13 protein-coding genes are annotated in these 16,300 nt (G+C 45.0%); 9 read left to right on the top strand and 4 right to left on the bottom strand.

Annotation, left to right across the window (positions count from 1 at the left end; genetic code table 11):
* The first annotated feature begins 39 nt into the window (after positions 1–39).
* From DK188_RS02595 to DK188_RS02575, 5 genes are all read left to right on the top strand, one after another.
* A complete protein-coding gene (locus DK188_RS02595) occupies positions 40–303 on the top strand; it encodes a DUF4212 domain-containing protein (protein ID WP_111669386.1) in 264 nt (87 codons plus the stop codon).
* 8 nt (positions 304–311) lie between these two features.
* Positions 312–1,997: a sodium:solute symporter family protein gene (locus DK188_RS02590; protein ID WP_111669212.1), complete on the top strand. Its 1,686-nt coding sequence runs from the start codon at positions 312–314 to the stop codon at positions 1,995–1,997.
* A 31-nt stretch (positions 1,998–2,028) separates the two neighbouring features.
* Positions 2,029–3,921, top strand: a complete 1,893-nt coding sequence (acs, locus tag DK188_RS02585; RefSeq protein WP_111669211.1) for an acetate--CoA ligase — start codon at positions 2,029–2,031, stop codon at positions 3,919–3,921.
* Positions 3,922–4,060: 139 nt separating this feature from the next.
* Positions 4,061–6,007: a DUF294 nucleotidyltransferase-like domain-containing protein gene (locus tag DK188_RS02580; protein ID WP_111669210.1), complete on the top strand. Its 1,947-nt coding sequence runs from the start codon at positions 4,061–4,063 to the stop codon at positions 6,005–6,007.
* Positions 6,004–6,675, top strand: a complete 672-nt coding sequence (locus DK188_RS02575) for a 3'-5' exonuclease (RefSeq protein WP_111669209.1) — start codon at positions 6,004–6,006, stop codon at positions 6,673–6,675. The genes DK188_RS02580 and DK188_RS02575 overlap by 4 nt, the downstream gene beginning before the upstream one ends.
* Here the strand turns inward: DK188_RS02575 and DK188_RS02570 are convergent, their stop codons facing one another.
* On the bottom strand, positions 6,676–8,076 hold the full coding sequence (locus DK188_RS02570) for a DUF4403 family protein (RefSeq protein WP_111669208.1): 1,401 nt from the start codon (positions 8,074–8,076) through the stop codon (positions 6,676–6,678).
* Between the two features lie 74 nt (positions 8,077–8,150).
* On the opposite strand from DK188_RS02570, the gene ytxJ reads away from it, so the two are divergent.
* From ytxJ to DK188_RS02555, 3 genes are all read left to right on the top strand, one after another.
* Positions 8,151–8,486 carry a bacillithiol system redox-active protein YtxJ gene (gene ytxJ, locus DK188_RS02565; RefSeq protein WP_111669207.1) on the top strand — a complete coding sequence of 112 codons (336 nt, stop codon included), beginning with the start codon at positions 8,151–8,153 and terminating at the stop codon, positions 8,484–8,486.
* Between the two features lie 119 nt (positions 8,487–8,605).
* Positions 8,606–11,488, top strand: coding sequence for a TonB-dependent receptor (locus tag DK188_RS02560; RefSeq protein ID WP_111669206.1), 2,883 nt, complete (start codon positions 8,606–8,608; stop codon positions 11,486–11,488).
* A gap of 186 nt (positions 11,489–11,674) precedes the next feature.
* Positions 11,675–12,226 carry a hypothetical protein gene (locus DK188_RS02555; protein WP_111669205.1) on the top strand — a complete coding sequence of 184 codons (552 nt, stop codon included), beginning with the start codon at positions 11,675–11,677 and terminating at the stop codon, positions 12,224–12,226.
* A 69-nt stretch (positions 12,227–12,295) separates the two neighbouring features.
* Here DK188_RS02555 and DK188_RS02550 read toward each other — a convergent pair whose 3' ends face one another.
* Positions 12,296–12,856, bottom strand: a complete 561-nt coding sequence (locus DK188_RS02550; protein ID WP_198672955.1) for a fasciclin domain-containing protein — start codon at positions 12,854–12,856, stop codon at positions 12,296–12,298.
* Between the two features lie 385 nt (positions 12,857–13,241).
* On the opposite strand from DK188_RS02550, the gene pheS reads away from it, so the two are divergent.
* Complete coding sequence (gene pheS, locus DK188_RS02545) at positions 13,242–14,270, top strand: phenylalanine--tRNA ligase subunit alpha (protein WP_111669204.1); 1,029 nt, start codon at positions 13,242–13,244, stop codon at positions 14,268–14,270.
* A gap of 151 nt (positions 14,271–14,421) precedes the next feature.
* Here pheS and DK188_RS02540 read toward each other — a convergent pair whose 3' ends face one another.
* Both DK188_RS02540 and DK188_RS02535 read right to left on the bottom strand, forming a co-directional pair.
* Complete coding sequence (locus DK188_RS02540; RefSeq protein ID WP_232825642.1) at positions 14,422–15,300, bottom strand: SMP-30/gluconolactonase/LRE family protein; 879 nt, start codon at positions 15,298–15,300, stop codon at positions 14,422–14,424.
* A 109-nt stretch (positions 15,301–15,409) separates the two neighbouring features.
* Positions 15,410–16,297 (bottom strand): sugar phosphate isomerase/epimerase family protein, encoded by an 888-nt coding sequence (locus tag DK188_RS02535; protein WP_111669202.1) that lies wholly within the window; start codon positions 16,295–16,297, stop codon positions 15,410–15,412.
* Positions 16,298–16,300: the final 3 nt, after the last annotated feature.

Genomic DNA, 16,300 nt, shown 5'->3' with positions numbered 1-16,300 from the left:
ATAATTCCTGTGCTTTTTTTACAAAAACCCAAAAGAATTATGCCTGAAATACCCAATCGCATGTCGGTCTATTGGAAGAAAAACCTAAGAACTCTGGTTATTTTACTTTCGATCTGGTTTTTGGTTTCGTTTGGCTTTGGGATTCTTTTAGCCGAGCCGCTCAATCAGTTCAAAATTGGCGGTTACCCTCTTGGTTTTTGGTTTGCGCAGCAAGGGTCAATCTATGTTTTCATCATTTTGATTTTTGTCTATGTCGGCCGGATGAATAAACTGGATAGGGAATTTGACGTCAACGAAGATTAAGTATCGATATGGACATTCTCAGCTGGACGTATCTACTCGTCGGACTTTCTTTTGCTTTGTACATCGGTATTGCCATTTGGACCAGAGCCGGATCTACCAATGAATTCTATGTAGCCGGAGGTGGCGTTTCCCCGCTTGCCAATGGAATGGCCACAGCAGCGGATTGGATGTCCGCAGCTTCCTTTATTTCAATGGCTGGCTTGATTTCTTTTTCAGGATATGATGGTTCAGTGTATTTGATGGGCTGGACCGGAGGCTATGTCCTGCTGGCGCTTTTGCTTGCTCCTTACCTTCGGAAATTCGGGAAATTCACTGTGCCGGACTTTGTCGGTGACCGCTACTATTCCAACAAAGCACGAGTTGTTGCCGTGATTTGTGCCCTGTTTATTTCTTTCACTTATGTCGCTGGGCAGATGCGTGGAGTAGGAATTGTGTTTTCCCGCTATCTCGAGATTCCAATCGAATGGGGTGTCGTGATCGGGATGTGCATCGTTTTTTTCTATGCCGTTTTAGGGGGAATGAAAGGAATCACATATACGCAAGTCGCTCAGTTTTGCGTCTTGATTTTTGCGTATATGGTACCTGCGATTTTCATTTCAATGCAATTGACAGGCAATCCCATACCGCAACTCGGACTCGGTGGAAGCGTAGCGGATGGAACTCCACTGCTCGCAAAGCTCGACGGGGTCCTTTCAGATTTGGGATTTGCAGCGTATACTTCCGGACGCAAGGGAATCACAGATATGTTTATGATCACGCTGGCGCTCATGGTGGGAACAGCCGGTTTACCCCATGTAATTGTACGTTTTTTTACGGTGCCCAGAGTCAAAGACGCCCGACTTTCGGCAGGATATGCTTTGGCATTCATTGCGATATTGTACACCACCGCACCAGCTGTGGCAGCTTTCGGCATCTACAATGCGATCAATTCCACTTCGGAAAAAAACATATCAGAATTGCCCCTTTGGGTACAAAACTGGCAGAAGACCAATCTCATCCAAGTCGAAGATAAAAACGGGGATGGAAGGGTTCAATACCTCGCCGATCCTGAAGTCAATGAACTCCAGATTGACAAAGACATCATGGTCCTAGCCAGTCCTGAGATCGCCGACCTCCCTGATTGGGTGGTGGGATTGGTCGCTGCAGGTGCGATGGCGGCGGCACTTTCAACTGCAGCTGGACTGCTTTTGGTGATTTCCACTTCTGTTTCAAGGGATTTGGTCAAAACTTTCAAACCGGAGATTTCTGAGAAAAAAGAATTACAGATCGCAAGACTGGCAGCTGCAGGAGCGGTAATTTTCGCCGGATATTTTGGCGTCAATCCTCCTGGATTTGTGGCAGAAGTAGTGGCTTTTGCCTTTGGATTGGCGGCTGCCTCTTTCTTCCCTGTAATTATCCTTGGGATTTTTTCCACCCGAGTAAACAAAGAAGGTGCGATAGCCGGCATGGTTTCAGGCTTGATTTTCACGCTAGGCTATATCACTTATTTCAAGTTTATCAGTCCTGAATTGAATACCTTAGACCATTGGTGGCTTGGAATTTCACCGGAGGGAATCGGCTCAGTGGGCATGTTGATCAATTTTGTGATGTGCTTTGCAGTATCCAAATTCACCCCAGCACCGCCACAGCATGTCCAAGATCTAATCCAGGAAATCCGGATACCAAAAGGAGCAGGTTCGGCACAACACCATTAGAATTTTAAGTACCCAAAAACCTTATTTTATCATGAGTGATCGATTACATACCCTTAGCGGATACCTCTATGAATACCAGAAAAGTGTAGCACAGCCCGAGGAATTTTGGGCAAGAATAGCTGACTCATTTCACTGGAAAAAGCGCTGGGATAAAGTCCTGGATTGGAATTTTGACGGACCGGATGTGAAGTGGTTTGTCAATGGCAAGCTGAACATTACTGAGAATATTTTTGAGCGGCATCTCTACACCATCGGAGATCGTCCGGCCATCATTTGGGAACCGAGTGAACCTAGTGAGTCCACCCGGACAATCACCTATCAGGAGCTTTTTCAGGAAGTTTGCAAGTTTGCAAATGTCCTGAAATCCAAAGGAATCCAAAAAGGTGACCGAGTCATCATCTACATGCCGATGGTGCCAGAAGCTGCCGTGGCTATGCTTGCCTGTGCCAGAATCGGGGCGATCCATTCTGTGGTATTTGCTGGATTTTCCAGCTCTGCACTAGCAGATCGGGTGATAGACTGCGGCGCAAAAGCTATCTTAACTTCCGATGGAAATTATAGAGGAAGCAAAAAAATCGGTGTAAAATCCGTAGTCGATGAGGCCCTTGAAAAATCATCAGTAGAAACCGTGATCGTCTACCAAAGAACCGGTCAGGAAGTCACCATGAAAGAAGGCAGGGACTTTTGGTGGCACGAGGTCATGAGTGGTCAGTCCGAAAAGAATATCGCAGAAGAAATGGACAGCGAAGACATGCTGTTTATCCTCTACACTTCCGGCTCCACCGGTAAACCAAAAGGAGTAGTCCATACCACTGGTGGGTACATGGTGTATACCAAATATTCTTTTGATAATGTATTCCAATATGACGCGGGCGATGTGTATTGGTGTACCGCGGATATCGGTTGGATCACAGGCCACTCATACATTGTCTATGGGCCCTTATTGGCTGGAGCGACGACTCTGATGTTTGAAGGTGTGCCTACTTATCCTTCGCCAAGCCGCTTTTGGGAAGTCGTGGAAAAGCATAAAGTCAACATATTCTACACTGCACCGACCGCAATCCGCGCACTTCAGGCTTACGGTACCGAGCCGATTCAGGGACATGATTTGAGCTCACTCAAAGTGCTAGGATCAGTCGGCGAACCCATCAATGAGGAAGCTTGGCACTGGTATCATACGCATATCGGCAAGGGAAAATGTCCCATCGTAGATACCTGGTGGCAGACAGAAACCGGGGGAATTCTGATATCGCCTTTGGCAGGACTGACCCCGACCAAACCTGCATTTGCTACCTTACCATTGCCAGGGATTCAGCTCTGTATTGTCGATCCGGAAGGTAAAGAACTGAAAGGAAACTCTGTGGAAGGTAATCTTTGCATTAAATTCCCTTGGCCTTCCATGATCCGCACGACCTATGGTGATCACGAGCGATGCAAGCAGACTTACTTTTCTACTTACAAAGGAATGTACTTCACAGGTGACGGGGTCAAGCGGGATCACGACGGCTACTACCGAATCCTTGGACGTGTGGATGATGTGATCAACGTCTCCGGGCACCGAATGGGAACTGCGGAAGTAGAAAATGCGATCAACGAACATCCAAAAGTCATCGAATCTGCCGTGGTGGGCTATCCTCACGAGGTCAAAGGTCAAGGCATCTATGCCTATGTGATCTGCGATATGGCCAACCGAACTGAGGAAAACCTCATCAATGAAATCAAAGACACGGTCTCAAAAATCATCGGGCCGATCGCTAAGCCGGATAAGATTCAAATCGTACCAGGACTTCCAAAGACCAGATCCGGAAAAATCATGCGACGGATTCTTCGAAAAGTAGCCGAAGGAAGTCTGGACAATATGGGTGATACGAGTACGCTATTGGATCCGGATGTGGTGGAAAAAATTATTGAGGGCAGGAAGTAAGGGAGTTAGGAGGCTAGGAAGTTTGGAAGCTATTCCTTTTTGGTTAAGCTTTACCATTTTTTCTGCTTTCTGAATTTCTAGATTCTTTTTTCTTTACTCTGATCTTGATACTAAAATCTAGATACTAGATACTTTAAAAATGGCCAACGTCATCGTCAATCGGGTTGCGGAGTTCCTTCGCAGATTCCCTCCTTTTTCATTTTTGGGAAAGGAGGATTTGACGCGTGTGGCTCAAAGTGTGGAGATTCAGTATTTAGAAAAAGGGGAAATATTTTTCCGACAGGGTGAGGCTGCAAGGCCTCATTTTTTTATCCTGAAAGAAGGACAGATTCAGCTCGTAGAAAATGCATCAGATGGTGACCAAATCCGTGAAATTTGCGATGAGGGTGACGTTTTTGGTGTGTTGGCTTTGCTGGGAAAGCGGCCTTACTTACTGAGTTCCAAGGTCATCGAGAACAGTTTGATCTATTCAGTCCCTGTGGCAGTTTTTGAAAAAATCCTGGAAGAAAACAGCCGGGTGGCACTCTTTTTTGCGGCAGGTTTCGCTGCAGGTCAGGTGGTCGTCCGTCAAGATCTCTCTCAAGGACAAAAAGCTCGGGGTGAATTCAAAAATGACTCCGGAGATCATTCTTTACTGATTTTTTCGGATCAATCGGCAGTTAATTTTTCGGAGAAAGTTTTGACTTGTCCACCTGATACTTCCATTCAAGCCGCTGCATTGCAAATGGCTGAAGCGCAAGTGAGTAGTATTGTAATTTGCGATGAAAAATCATTTCCTGCAGGAATTTTGACTGATAAGGACCTGAGATCTCGGGTTTTGGCAGCAGGAATTTCTCCTGAAAAGCCTGTATCTGAAGTCATGACCAGCCCCGTGATCACGCGGAAAAAGCAAGATGGATTTTCCAATCTGTACCTGACCATGATCCGCCATCGCCTCCACCACTTGGTACTGACTGAAGATGGGTCGGATCAAAGCCCCATCGGTGGGATAATCTCCGATCATGATGTATTTCTTTCCATGGGAAACAGTCCGGCGGTGCTAATCCATGGCTTGATGAATACCTTGGAGATAGCAGAAATGCGGAAAATCCGTGATCGAGCCGGGCAAATGCTGGAGTACTATTTGGAAAATGAAGTTTCGATGGAATTTGTGGCTTCTATCATGACCGAGATCAACGATGTAATCATCCGACAGGCATTGAAAATCGTCACAAACCAGCTCGAGACGGACTATCCGAATATGAGCAGCATTCGGTTTTGTTTCCTTTCTATGGGAAGCGAAGGTCGGGAAGAACAGTTGCTCCGGACAGATCTGGACAACGCCATTCTCTATGAGGATGTGCCGGAGGATCTTCGAGAAAAGACATCGGAATATTTCCTGAAATTGGGAGAAGGTGTGGTAGAGATACTTTTGGCCTGCGGCTTTGATCTCTGTCCTGGTAAAATCATGGCGAGCAATCCGGAGTGGGTTCAGCCGCTTTCGACCTGGAAAGACTATTTTACCGAGTGGATTCTGCATCCTTCTCCAGAATCCCTACTGAAGGTGTCGATTTTCTTCGATTTTAGGTCCGTAGCCGGAAGCAAAAGTCTGGCAACGGAGCTCTCCGATCATATCTATCAGGAAATTGGCAAAAAGCAGGTATTCCTGAACTTTCTAGCGCTCAACGCAATGAAAAATCCTCCACCTCTTGGCTTTTTTAAGGACTTTGTTGTCGAAAAATCGGGTGAAAATCAGGACCAGTTTGACATCAAACTTCGGGCAATGTTACCCCTGACTGATCTTGCCAGACTTTTGGTTCTGAGTCACCAAGTCGTCGGGATCAACAACACCTTCCGTCGCTTTGAAAAACTGGCAGAACTGGAACCCAACAATGCGGAGCTTTTTTCTCAGGCAGGCAAAGCTTATGAAATCTTGATGCGAATGCGGGCTCTGGAAGGACTGCAAAATAAAAACAGCGGACGCTACATCAATCCAAAATCTCTGGGAAAACTGCAGCGCCAATTGCTAAAAAATGCTTTCGTGCCGATATCCGAACTTCAGGACATCGTCAATATCCGGTTTCAGCTTGACTATTTCAGACGATGAGTTGGTGGGAATTTTGGAAACCAAAGAAGGAGCGACTGGATTTCGTTCGGGATTTTTTGGCAGGGAATGAAACACCCATTCCCGGAATTCGGTCCATTAGCCAGCTGAAATTCACCGTCTTGGACACAGAGACGACCGGGCTGGATCCGGCAAAGGATTCGATTCTTTCTTTTGGAGCGGTGAAGGTGGAATCGATGAAAATCCAAGTTCCGACAGCAGTGGAATGGTATCCCAAGTCTGGGATCATCCCCGGAAAAGCTGCCCAAATCCATGGATTAATAGACATTATTGACCAAATCTCCGAGGAAGAATTCGTCAAATTGCTCCTGCCCTACTTGGGTGATTCCGTCTTGGTAGGTCACCATATTGGCTTTGACTTGGAAATGATCGGCAAAATAGTAAGGCCATTCGGTATCGCTCAAATGCCAAATCCTGTCATCGACACCTTGAATTTTGCGGTAAGATTAGAACATGGTCCTCAGGCTGACCTAAGCCGAATTCCAATGGGTGCCTACAGTCTGGATGAACTTTGCATACGCTTTGGAATAGAACTGGAGGACAGACACACTGCTGCGGGGGACGCTTTTTTGACAGCACAATTATTTTTGAAACTGTTGAGATTGGCAGAAAAAAAGGGAATTCGCACGTACAAAGAATTACTTCGATGATTACTTCCAGCGGACATCTACTTTCCCAGTAGCCTTCAGCTGGATTTCCAAGCCCGTAGCCGTGGGGTAAAATCCGTCTGGGTAGATTTCCAAATCGACTATTTTTAAATCAGCAAAAGGCGTATCAAAAGCCAGTCGTTCGCGAATACCACCTAGACTACTTTCGAGTACCTCGGCCATGGGAAACCGAAGTTTCTGATTGAGCTGTCGGATAATTTTTCTTTTTTTCAGCGTCGCAGCGGTTTTTGCTTTTTTACTATCGCTCTCCAGATTGAAATTGACCTGATCGAAGATTAAAACTTGATTTTCGTTGTCATAGCCTGGCTTTCCTACCAAAAACAACTCACCATCAATCGCTTTGCCATTGCTCTGTTCTGCATGAAAATCCATGCTGATTCCGAGCTTTTCACCAAATGCCCTCGATTTGAAATTTCCCGGGCGGAAAATGGTCGACTTGTTCACTCGGATAGACTGATTTTCAAAATTCTCACTCAGAAGTTGGTCGATTTCAGCATAAGTCAAACTGATCGGAATCCTGATATCGAGGGAATTATCAGAGCTGGTATTTTCGGTCAGCCCGGGCAGGGGGAAGGCTCTGCTTGGTACTGCATCAGCCGGATGCGTGTTGACTTTTCCTTTCATACCCAGATTGAGTTGATAATTCCCTGAAGCGCCGAAACTTTCCGCTACTAAAACAGAATCTGGCTGAATGGAAAAGGCCATTTTATTCCCTTCAAACTCCACCAAAACAGGTTTTCCCACTTGACTCCACAATTGATCCACGCTTGGTTTCAACCTGACCAAATCGGGCTTTGCTGTCAGGTTTTTGGAGGCATAATCTTGAATCTCTTTCGCAATCAATTGGCTGAGATCCAATTCCATTCCCAAGACACTGAAGGTCATTTTCCCACCCAAATCCAGCAATTCAAATTCCGAGATCCCCAGAGACCAATTTTCAGTAATTTCCGGATTGATTTGAAAAACAGGCGAAAAGGACTGATCTAATGGAATTTTTGACTGGAACAGGTTCCGGAGTCCGCCGGGCTTGAGCCCTACTTGACCACGCACCCGAATCGGTAATTCCACCTGAATTTTTTCTTCATCTATCACTTGGATGGTCGTCAGTCCATTTTTGGAAAAAATAAGATCCCCCACGACACCATTACCGAGATCCATGCCATTCTCTTCAAATAGCACTGGTGGAATCCGTTGATTCAGCAGGTTTTCTATGGTGCCCAAAGGAATTTGGACAGGGACATTCACCCTAGAATAAGCCTGGGGTACAGGTGGAAGGTCCGGCGTCAAAGCCGGATTTAAGCTTTTGCAGGCACTTGTAAAAATCAAGGACAGAAAAATCATCCTCCCGATAGTTTCAAACAAGGTGCTTCTAATTATTTTCATTGCGGTATTTTCGTTTTCGAAAAGGAACTATTTAGCTCTTGCAACAATTGCCCCAAAAGTAAACAATCAACGACATGAACTGGAATAAATTGACTTCATCTTCCCAAATCGACGCCCTCAAGCAGATGAGTAGCGATAAACCAGTGTTGATTTTTAAACACAGCACCCGCTGTTCGATCAGCAGTATGTCTTTGGATCGGCTTATTCGCAATTGGAAAACAGGCGATGAGGAGAAAATTACGCCATTTTATCTGGACCTGATCGCCCACCGATCCTTGTCTGATCAGGTCGAACGAGAGTTTGGAATTCCCCATGAATCTCCTCAGGTACTTCTGATCAAAGCCGGAAAAGCAGTATACGACTCCAGTCACTATGGAATTTCCTATCAGGAAATTATGGCTCAGGTTTAAATTTTTTAAAGTCGTTTTTTACCTTTTATCCTGCTAAAAATCCGCTCTAATTTATTAGGCAAGACCGCTTAAACCTTTGTCTTTCAAGTTCAGTCAAAAGAGCTGAACTTTGAACGGATATGAAAAATTTTACCCTGTTTTTTTTACTGATTTTCAGCCTTTTAATCAGTAATCTGGCCCTAGGCCAAAGGCCTGCAGGCCCTGCCAATCAGCAAGAGCGAAAACTCTCCGGAAAAGTAACCGATGGCGTGGCCAAAACCCCAATGATAGGGGCGAATGTGCTGATCAAAACCGTGACTGATTCCCTTCTTCTGGGTACAGTCACCGGAGCAGAGGGAAGATTTGAAATCCTCAGACCAAACATCCCGTCTGTCAAGGTAGAAATTACCTTCATCGGCTATAAGACAATATCCATTACTCACCAATTTCGTCAGCCGCTTGATCTCGGAGAATTAATCCTACTCGAAGACACCAAAGTACTGGGCGAGGTTCTGATCGAAGGGCAAGTGCCGGTAGGGGAAGTAAAAGGCGATACGACTTCCTTCAATGCCAACGCCTTTAAAACCCAAGAAAATGCCCAGGCGGAGGATTTGATCCGAAAAATGCCAGGTATTACCATGCAAAACGGTCAGGTTCAAGCCCAAGGAGAACAAGTGCAGCGAATCCTGGTAGACGGAAGAGAGTTTTTTGGAAGTGACCCCAACATTGCCCTGCGAAATCTCCCTGCAGATGCGATCGATCGGGTGGAAGTATTGGATCAGCGGTCGGATCAAAGCCGATTGACTGGATTCGACGATGGGAATTACACCAAAACGATCAACATCATTTTGCGGGAGGACAGGAAAAACGGACAGTTTGGAAGAGCCTATGCCGGATATGGCACGGACGATCGCTATACGGCGGGAGGCAGTGTCAACTTGTTTAAGGGGGATCAGCGGATTTCAATTCTTGGCTTGTTCAATAACATCAACCAACAGAATTTCTCCAGCCAGGACCTGGCAGGTGTCACTGCCAATGCATCCGGTGGCGGAGGAGGTAGAGGCGGCAGACCCGGTGGCGGAGGTGGCGGCTTTGGCGGAGGCGGTAACAACAATTTCTTTGTGGGAAACTCCGGAGGAATCGTGAATACCAATTCCATAGGCCTAAATTATTCGGACAAATGGGGCAAAAAAGTAAACTTCTCAGGTAGCTACTTTTTCAACAACAGCACCAATTCCCTACTTCAGACCACCAATCGGGAAACTGTAGTCAATGAAGATCTGCGACAATTCTATCAGGAAAGCCTGATTAACACCGTCGACAATTTCAATCACCGATTTAATGGGCGATTGGAGGCAGACTTAAATGAGAAAAACTCCATCATTGTAGTGCCTTCGATATCCTTTCAGGAAAACACAGTTTTCAGCGATCGAGACGCCTTGACCTTGGCTAGTACTGGTGATTCCCTCAGTGCGCTTCGGTCTATTTCCAATGCTGAAACCAAAGCCCTCAACATTTCAAACAATATCACCTATCGATACAAGTTTGAGAAAAAAGGACGAACGCTTTCCACCGATATTTCCACATCATGGAACAATCGGGACCAAATTTCCGATCTACTGGCTGCAAGTCGAGACTTCAACAGACTTCTCTTGGACACGACACTTCAGGAAACAGAAGCGCTGTCCAGCGGATTTAACTACCGGGTCAATATGACCTTGACTGAACCTCTGGGTGAAAAATCCATCGGTACACTCGGCTACCAAATCGGAAACAACAAATCAACGGCAGATCAAAAAACCTTTATCCTAGACGATGAGCGGAGACCTGTCCTAGATACTGCTTTGAGCAATGAGTTTGATAATAAATTTATCACGCAGCGTCTCCGGTCAGGATATGCTTACAACAACAAGGGACTAAGTCTAAACCTCAACTTGGATTACCAAAACGCCAGATTGGACAACACTGCCTTTTTCCCGATTCCGGGAGATTTCAAGCGGGACTTCAATAACATCCTGCCCAGCGCCAATATCAATTATCGAAATCAACCAAAAGGAATTTCGTATCGAATTCGATACCGAACAGGTACAGATGAACCTAGCGTCAACCAGCTACAAAATGTCATTGATAACCAAAACCCGCTGAACATGAGCGTGGGTAATCCATCGCTGGGACAGAGCTATAACCATAACATCTTTGCCAATATCAGCAAAGTAAACCTGGAGAAATCCCATACGCTGTTTATGTTTTTCAATTACTCCGGGACGAGCAATTACATCGGAACGAATACCTTCATCACCGCTCAGGATACCTTGATCAATGGTGAAGTTCTCCTGCGTCCGGGAGGACAGATCACCCAACCAGTCAATTTGGACGGCAACTTCCGCACGACCTTTTTCCTGACCTATGGTGCGCCGATCAAAAAGATCAAAACCCAATTCAATACCAACACCCGAGTCAGTTTCAACCGGATTCCCGGAATCATCAATGGAGAAACCAACCTGAATGACAACTTGGGATTAAGTCAGGGATTGACGTTCAGCAGCAACATCAGCAAGAATTTTGACTTCACCCTGAGCAGTACCGGAACTTATACGATTGTGAATTCCAGCTTGCAGCAAAACCTGGACAACAACTATTACCAACAGGAATCGAATATCCGTCTCTACTTTTCTCCAAATAATGGAAAGCTATTCATCGGAAATAACCTGAATCACACGCTGTACACAGGACTTTCCGAAGGGTTTGATCAGAACTTCTGGCTTTGGAATATTGAAGGAGGCTATCGCTTCGCTAAAAACAACAAGGCTGAATTGAAAGTAGTCGTTTTTGATTTGCTGAATCAAAACAATAGCGTCACACGAACGATCTCCGATGTGGCGGTAACCGATGTATTCACCAATGTACTCACCCGCTATGCGATGCTGACCTTCACCTACATCATCGGCAACTTCAAGCAGCCGGAAGCACAGCCACAGCAACCTTGGCAGATGGGAAGACCCGGAGGGACGAGAACTTGGTAAAAGTGAAAGTCAGAAGGTTTACCTGTCGTAGGTAGGCTAAAGTGAGAAAGCTAAAACGAGCCCAAGTCGAAAGATTTGGGCTTTTTTATGTGAAAAAATTGTAGTTTCAATTTCAAAGAATATGAATATTTAAAAAAGCCGTTTGGAAATTAATATTTATTCTTTCACAATTCTAATTTGACTCAAATGCAAAAGGTCAAGCCCGTTTTACTTCTACTTGTTGGAATGATATTAATTAAAATTGACTATGTTTTTTGCCAAAGCAAAGAAGGGTTAATTAATGGTTTTTGTAAAAAACTTGGATCGAGTCAATATCAAGTTTTGAACCGGACCTTTTCTGTTTCTGATGAAATTGAGGATGGTAAAGAATTTGAATCCGTTTTGTTTCCGATTATAAAAAACGGGAATTTAATTGCTAAAAACTTCGCTGATTTAATGGGAGAAGAGGTAGATTTTGAAGTGATTAATAATCAAATTATGTTAGAAGAGATTAATCAGATTCCTTCTTCTTGCAAATCAAAAACCATTCGAAAATACCCTTCAAAATCCAAAAAATATTACAGTGTCAAGATTTCAAATCCGGTAATTCTTAATGGCAAAAACAAAACAATTGGATTTTTAATAATTCGGTCAACTAGCAACAATGCAGTTCTTACTACTTTGACTGCAATTCTCTATGAATGGAACGAGGAATCTTGGAGCGAAATTCATCGCCAAGAATTAGAATTTCATGATTAACTCTATGCTAAAATCCCCGCTTGAACGAATTCAAGCGGGGATTTTTCATTTTAAGGATTGCTTTTCAGATTACATCTTTGGAAGTACCACGGTATCCACGGAATGGATCACTCCATTGGACTGCCATACGTCGGCAATCGTCACTTTAGACTGTCCACCGTTTGCATCGGTGATGTAGAGGTCTTTCCCTTTCATCCAAGCCGTGATAGTTCCGCCTTGTACCGTCGTCAACGTTGCTTTGCCGTTTCCGGCTTTGATTGCAGCTGCGATTTCTTTGGAACCCATTTTACCAGCTACCACATGGTAAGTCAAGACTGCTTGCAATTGTGCTTTGTTCTCAGGCTTTAAAAGCGTCTCTACCGTTCCGGCAGGAAGTTTTGCAAAAGCTGCATTATCTGGAGCGAAAACTGTGAAAGGGCCAGCTCCTTGAAGTGTTTCTACCAAACCTGCGGCCTTTACCGCTGCTACCAGTGTCGTGTGATCGGCAGAGTTTACCGCATTTTCCACGATGTTTTTGGAAGGATACATCGGTGCTCCTCCTACTTCCACTGTTTTTTCCATTTGACCAAAAGCAGCATTAGCTGAAAGAAATACGAAGGCTGCGAAAGCCATTTTGAATAATTTGTTCATGTTTTTATTGTTTTGGTTTTTTTCTGATATGGATGCACTTACGAGGCTGATTTCGGGCTTGGATCGGTTCCCAAAGATTTTTTTTTGGAATTTGTAAAAGGCAAAGGTTGATCCGAAGGAAAATCACTTTTAAACTCTTCAAAAAAATGATGTCACCCTGTTGGGGTTGGCATTGCATAAAAGGCACATTCAAACTATAATCCTGTCATCCCTTCGGGATTATAAAGCCAGAATGGCTGAAATTATTATAGAATAGATCGGCTACACATTCATTTAAACCCCGCAAGGGGTGACATAATTAAAAAACGATTTCTCAGTTTCCCCAACGACTTTTGCGCCTAAAAGCTCAAAATTGATAGCTTTGTGGCTGGAATAATTTGCAGTCATGTACCAAGAGAAAATCGAAGCAATCAAAGCGGCCATAGCAGAAGCAGTGGCGCATACTCCCGACCAATTAGAGGCTTATCGGATGAAATTCATCTCCAAGAAAAGTGTCGTTGGGGAGCTTTTTGCAGCGATGGGACAGATTCCGAATGAGGAAAAGCGTACCTACGGTCAGGTGGTAAACAGCGTCAAGCAATTGGCTGAGGAGAAGTTTCAGGAGCTGATCGAGAAGGTGGCTTCATCCAATAAAAAGTCGAAATCTGCGGATATCGACCTGACTTTGCCGCCGTCAAATTATCCTTTGGGAGGAATTCATCCACTTACCGCGACCCGTCAGCGGATCATCGAGATCTTTGAGCGGATCGGTTTCAACCTTTCCGAAGGTCCTGAGATCGAGGACGATTGGCACAACTTCACCGCGCTGAATTTCCCTGAAAATCACCCCGCCCGTGAAATGCAGGATACTTTTTTCATCGAGAAAAATCCAGATATCGCACTTCGTACGCACACTTCATCGGTACAAGTGCGGGTAATGGAAAACCAAAAACCGCCGATTCGGACGCTTTCTCCTGGACGGGTTTATCGGAATGAAGCGATTTCCGCCCGTGCACATTGTATCTTCCACCAAGTGGAAGGACTCTATGTGGATGAAAATGTGGGTTTTGCCGATTTGAAAAACACGCTGTACCACTTTGCCAAGGAGATGTTTGGCAAGGAGACCAAAGTGCGATTCCGACCTTCTTTCTTCCCTTTCACCGAACCCAGTGCGGAGATCGATATTTCTTGCTTGATCTGCGGAGGAAAAGGCTGCAATGTCTGCAAAGGAAGCGGTTGGGTAGAGATCGGAGGAAGTGGCATGGTGGATCCAAATGTCTTGGAAAACTGTGGCATTGACTCGAAAAAATACACGGGTTTTGCCTTCGGAATGGGCATCGAGCGCATCGCGATGCTGAAATATCAGATCAAGGATTTGCGACTGTTTACTGAAAACGACGTGCGATTCCTGAGTCAATTCAGGCCGCTGCTATAGAAATTAAGAAAAGCCGATCGAGAGATTGGCTTTCTTATTTTCCCACAGATCAGGACGGATAAGGACACAGATTTACACTGATAAAATAAATACAGTGGAAAATCTGTGTGCATCTGTGATTTTAATCTGTGACAATCTGTGGGAACATAAATCAAAGAGAAGCTCTATTTGGCTCAAATCCTCTTACTTCTACCTTCACCAAAAACACATCTCCGCTTTGGGGATAGTTGCCCAAATCATCTTCGGACATGTTTTCCTGAGCAGATGTGATGAGCATCAAGTCCAAATTTTCTCCCCCAAAGCAACAGGAAGTGACATGCGGCACGGGAAGGTCTATTTTGTCTAAAAGTTGACCTGTATTGGGATCCCAGCGATAGACTCCCGAACCTCCATAGTACGCAACCCAAACCATGCCTTCTTGGTCGATGCACATCCCATCAGGAAATCCCAGGTCTTCGGGAATCTCTATAGCATTTCTTCTAAATTCAATTTCTCCTGTCTCTGGAGCAAATGAATATTCCTGAATTTTTCGAGTTGGAGTATCGATAAAGTAAAACGTCTCTTGATCTTCCGTCCAAGCCATTCCATTGGAAATGGTTAAGTTTTTCAGTTGGACTTCAGGTTTCAGAGCCGAATCAATTCGATACAACGAACCTGCGCCTTGGGTGAATTTGGTACTCAGGGTCCCAATCCAAATGCGACCATACGGGTCAACTTTTCCATCATTAAAGCGATGCAGGGATTCATTGGCTTCCACTTCACAGAGTTCTTCCATTTCCTCCGAATCCCAATCGTAGCGTACTAACTTCCGATCCAAACCCAGAATCAACTTTCCATTTTGACCTTGAAGAACAACTGCCAAATAATGTGGGAAATGCCGGATTTCCAGCTTTTCAGAAGCCAAATGGTAGCGATGCAGGTTTCCCTTTTCGATATCTACCCAGAAGAAAGAGCCTAATTCGGCTATCCAAAGCGGGCCTTCGCCGAGGAAGCACTGACTCGGAATAGATTTCATTAAGGTATTTTTCACGGTGGTTGGATTGAAAGATTTGAAAATTTATAGGACACTAATGATTCCAGCTTAAAACAAGGTCAACTTGAAGAAAAGATGTCGTAAATCGTCATTCGTAACTCGTAAATCACCTCCCCCAATACTGGGCGATCTTCTTCTTCAAAAACGCCACGCTGCGCTCCAACTGATCCATACCATCAACACCATCTTCAATACTGATCCAGTTGTCGAAACCTACGCGCTTGAGTTCGGTGAAGATGGCATCGTAGTCATTCATTCCTTTGCCGACTTCTCCATGGCTGAGTCGCTTGGCATAGCCGACGGCCCCGCCTTCTTCTTTTCTCAGGTCCTCGATCGTGCCATATTTCAAAAATCGATCACTGGCATGCATGGTCACCACCCGTTCGGAGACATCGTAGAGCAAATCCAACGGATCTTCCCCTGCCAGAAACGCATTGCTCGGGTCGTAATTCACCCCGAAATTCGGATGTTGAATCGACTTGACGAGCCGAGTGAAAACAGTTCGCTTTTGGGCAAACTCAGGATATTCCCAGAAATCGTCTTTGTAGTGATTTTCAATAATCAGCGTAATTCCCAGGCTTTGGGCGTAGGGAAGGCAAGCTTCGATACAGTCCTTGGCGAGTTTGATTCCTTCATCGATGGAAAGCTCGGGTCGAAATTGGCCTGACAAAACTCGGCAGTATTTTCCTCCAAGTTCATCAGTCATATTGATCCAGCGTCGCTGTTTTTGGATTTCCTTATCACGGAAAGCTTTATCCCGATGGGTAAAATCCGGTGAGCAGCACATCATCGGAATGACCATGCCCTCGTTTTCGACCATCTTCCGAAATTTCGGCCAGTTTTTCTCGTTTCCCATTTCCAAGAAACCTGCATACCATTCCAATCCGTCGATCTTAAGTGGAGCGGCAAGCTTCACCCAATCAGCGATTTTCATGCTTCCATCTTTGCAGAGTTGCTGCATGAAAGCTTTGGGAAATGCGGCTAATTTGGGCATCGG

It is taken from the genome of Algoriphagus litoralis, assembly GCF_003259255.1.
GTDB classification, from domain to species: Bacteria; Bacteroidota; Bacteroidia; order Cytophagales; family Cyclobacteriaceae; genus Algoriphagus; species Algoriphagus litoralis.
This window is presented reverse-complemented; position numbering and strand designations above follow the sequence as displayed.

What these genes read in the sequence shown, in the direction of transcription:
- DK188_RS02590 (WP_111669212.1), top strand. Translation starts at nt 312, where the DNA reads ATGGACATTCTCAGCTGGACGTATCTACTCGTCGGACTTTCTTTTGCT.
- DK188_RS02560 (WP_111669206.1), top strand. Translation starts at nt 8,606, where the DNA reads ATGAAAAATTTTACCCTGTTTTTTTTACTGATTTTCAGCCTTTTAATC.
- DK188_RS02555 (WP_111669205.1), top strand. Translation starts at nt 11,675, where the DNA reads ATGCAAAAGGTCAAGCCCGTTTTACTTCTACTTGTTGGAATGATATTA.
- DK188_RS02550 (WP_198672955.1), bottom strand. Translation starts at nt 12,856, where the DNA reads ATGAACAAATTATTCAAAATGGCTTTCGCAGCCTTCGTATTTCTTTCA.
- DK188_RS02570 (WP_111669208.1), bottom strand. Translation starts at nt 8,076, where the DNA reads ATGAAAATAATTAGAAGCACCTTGTTTGAAACTATCGGGAGGATGATT.
- DK188_RS02580 (WP_111669210.1), top strand. Translation starts at nt 4,061, where the DNA reads ATGGCCAACGTCATCGTCAATCGGGTTGCGGAGTTCCTTCGCAGATTC.
- ytxJ (WP_111669207.1), top strand. Translation starts at nt 8,151, where the DNA reads ATGAACTGGAATAAATTGACTTCATCTTCCCAAATCGACGCCCTCAAG.
- acs (WP_111669211.1), top strand. Translation starts at nt 2,029, where the DNA reads ATGAGTGATCGATTACATACCCTTAGCGGATACCTCTATGAATACCAG.
- DK188_RS02595 (WP_111669386.1), top strand. Translation starts at nt 40, where the DNA reads ATGCCTGAAATACCCAATCGCATGTCGGTCTATTGGAAGAAAAACCTA.
- pheS (WP_111669204.1), top strand. Translation starts at nt 13,242, where the DNA reads ATGTACCAAGAGAAAATCGAAGCAATCAAAGCGGCCATAGCAGAAGCA.
- DK188_RS02575 (WP_111669209.1), top strand. Translation starts at nt 6,004, where the DNA reads ATGAGTTGGTGGGAATTTTGGAAACCAAAGAAGGAGCGACTGGATTTC.
- DK188_RS02535 (WP_111669202.1), bottom strand. Translation starts at nt 16,297, where the DNA reads ATGCCCAAATTAGCCGCATTTCCCAAAGCTTTCATGCAGCAACTCTGC.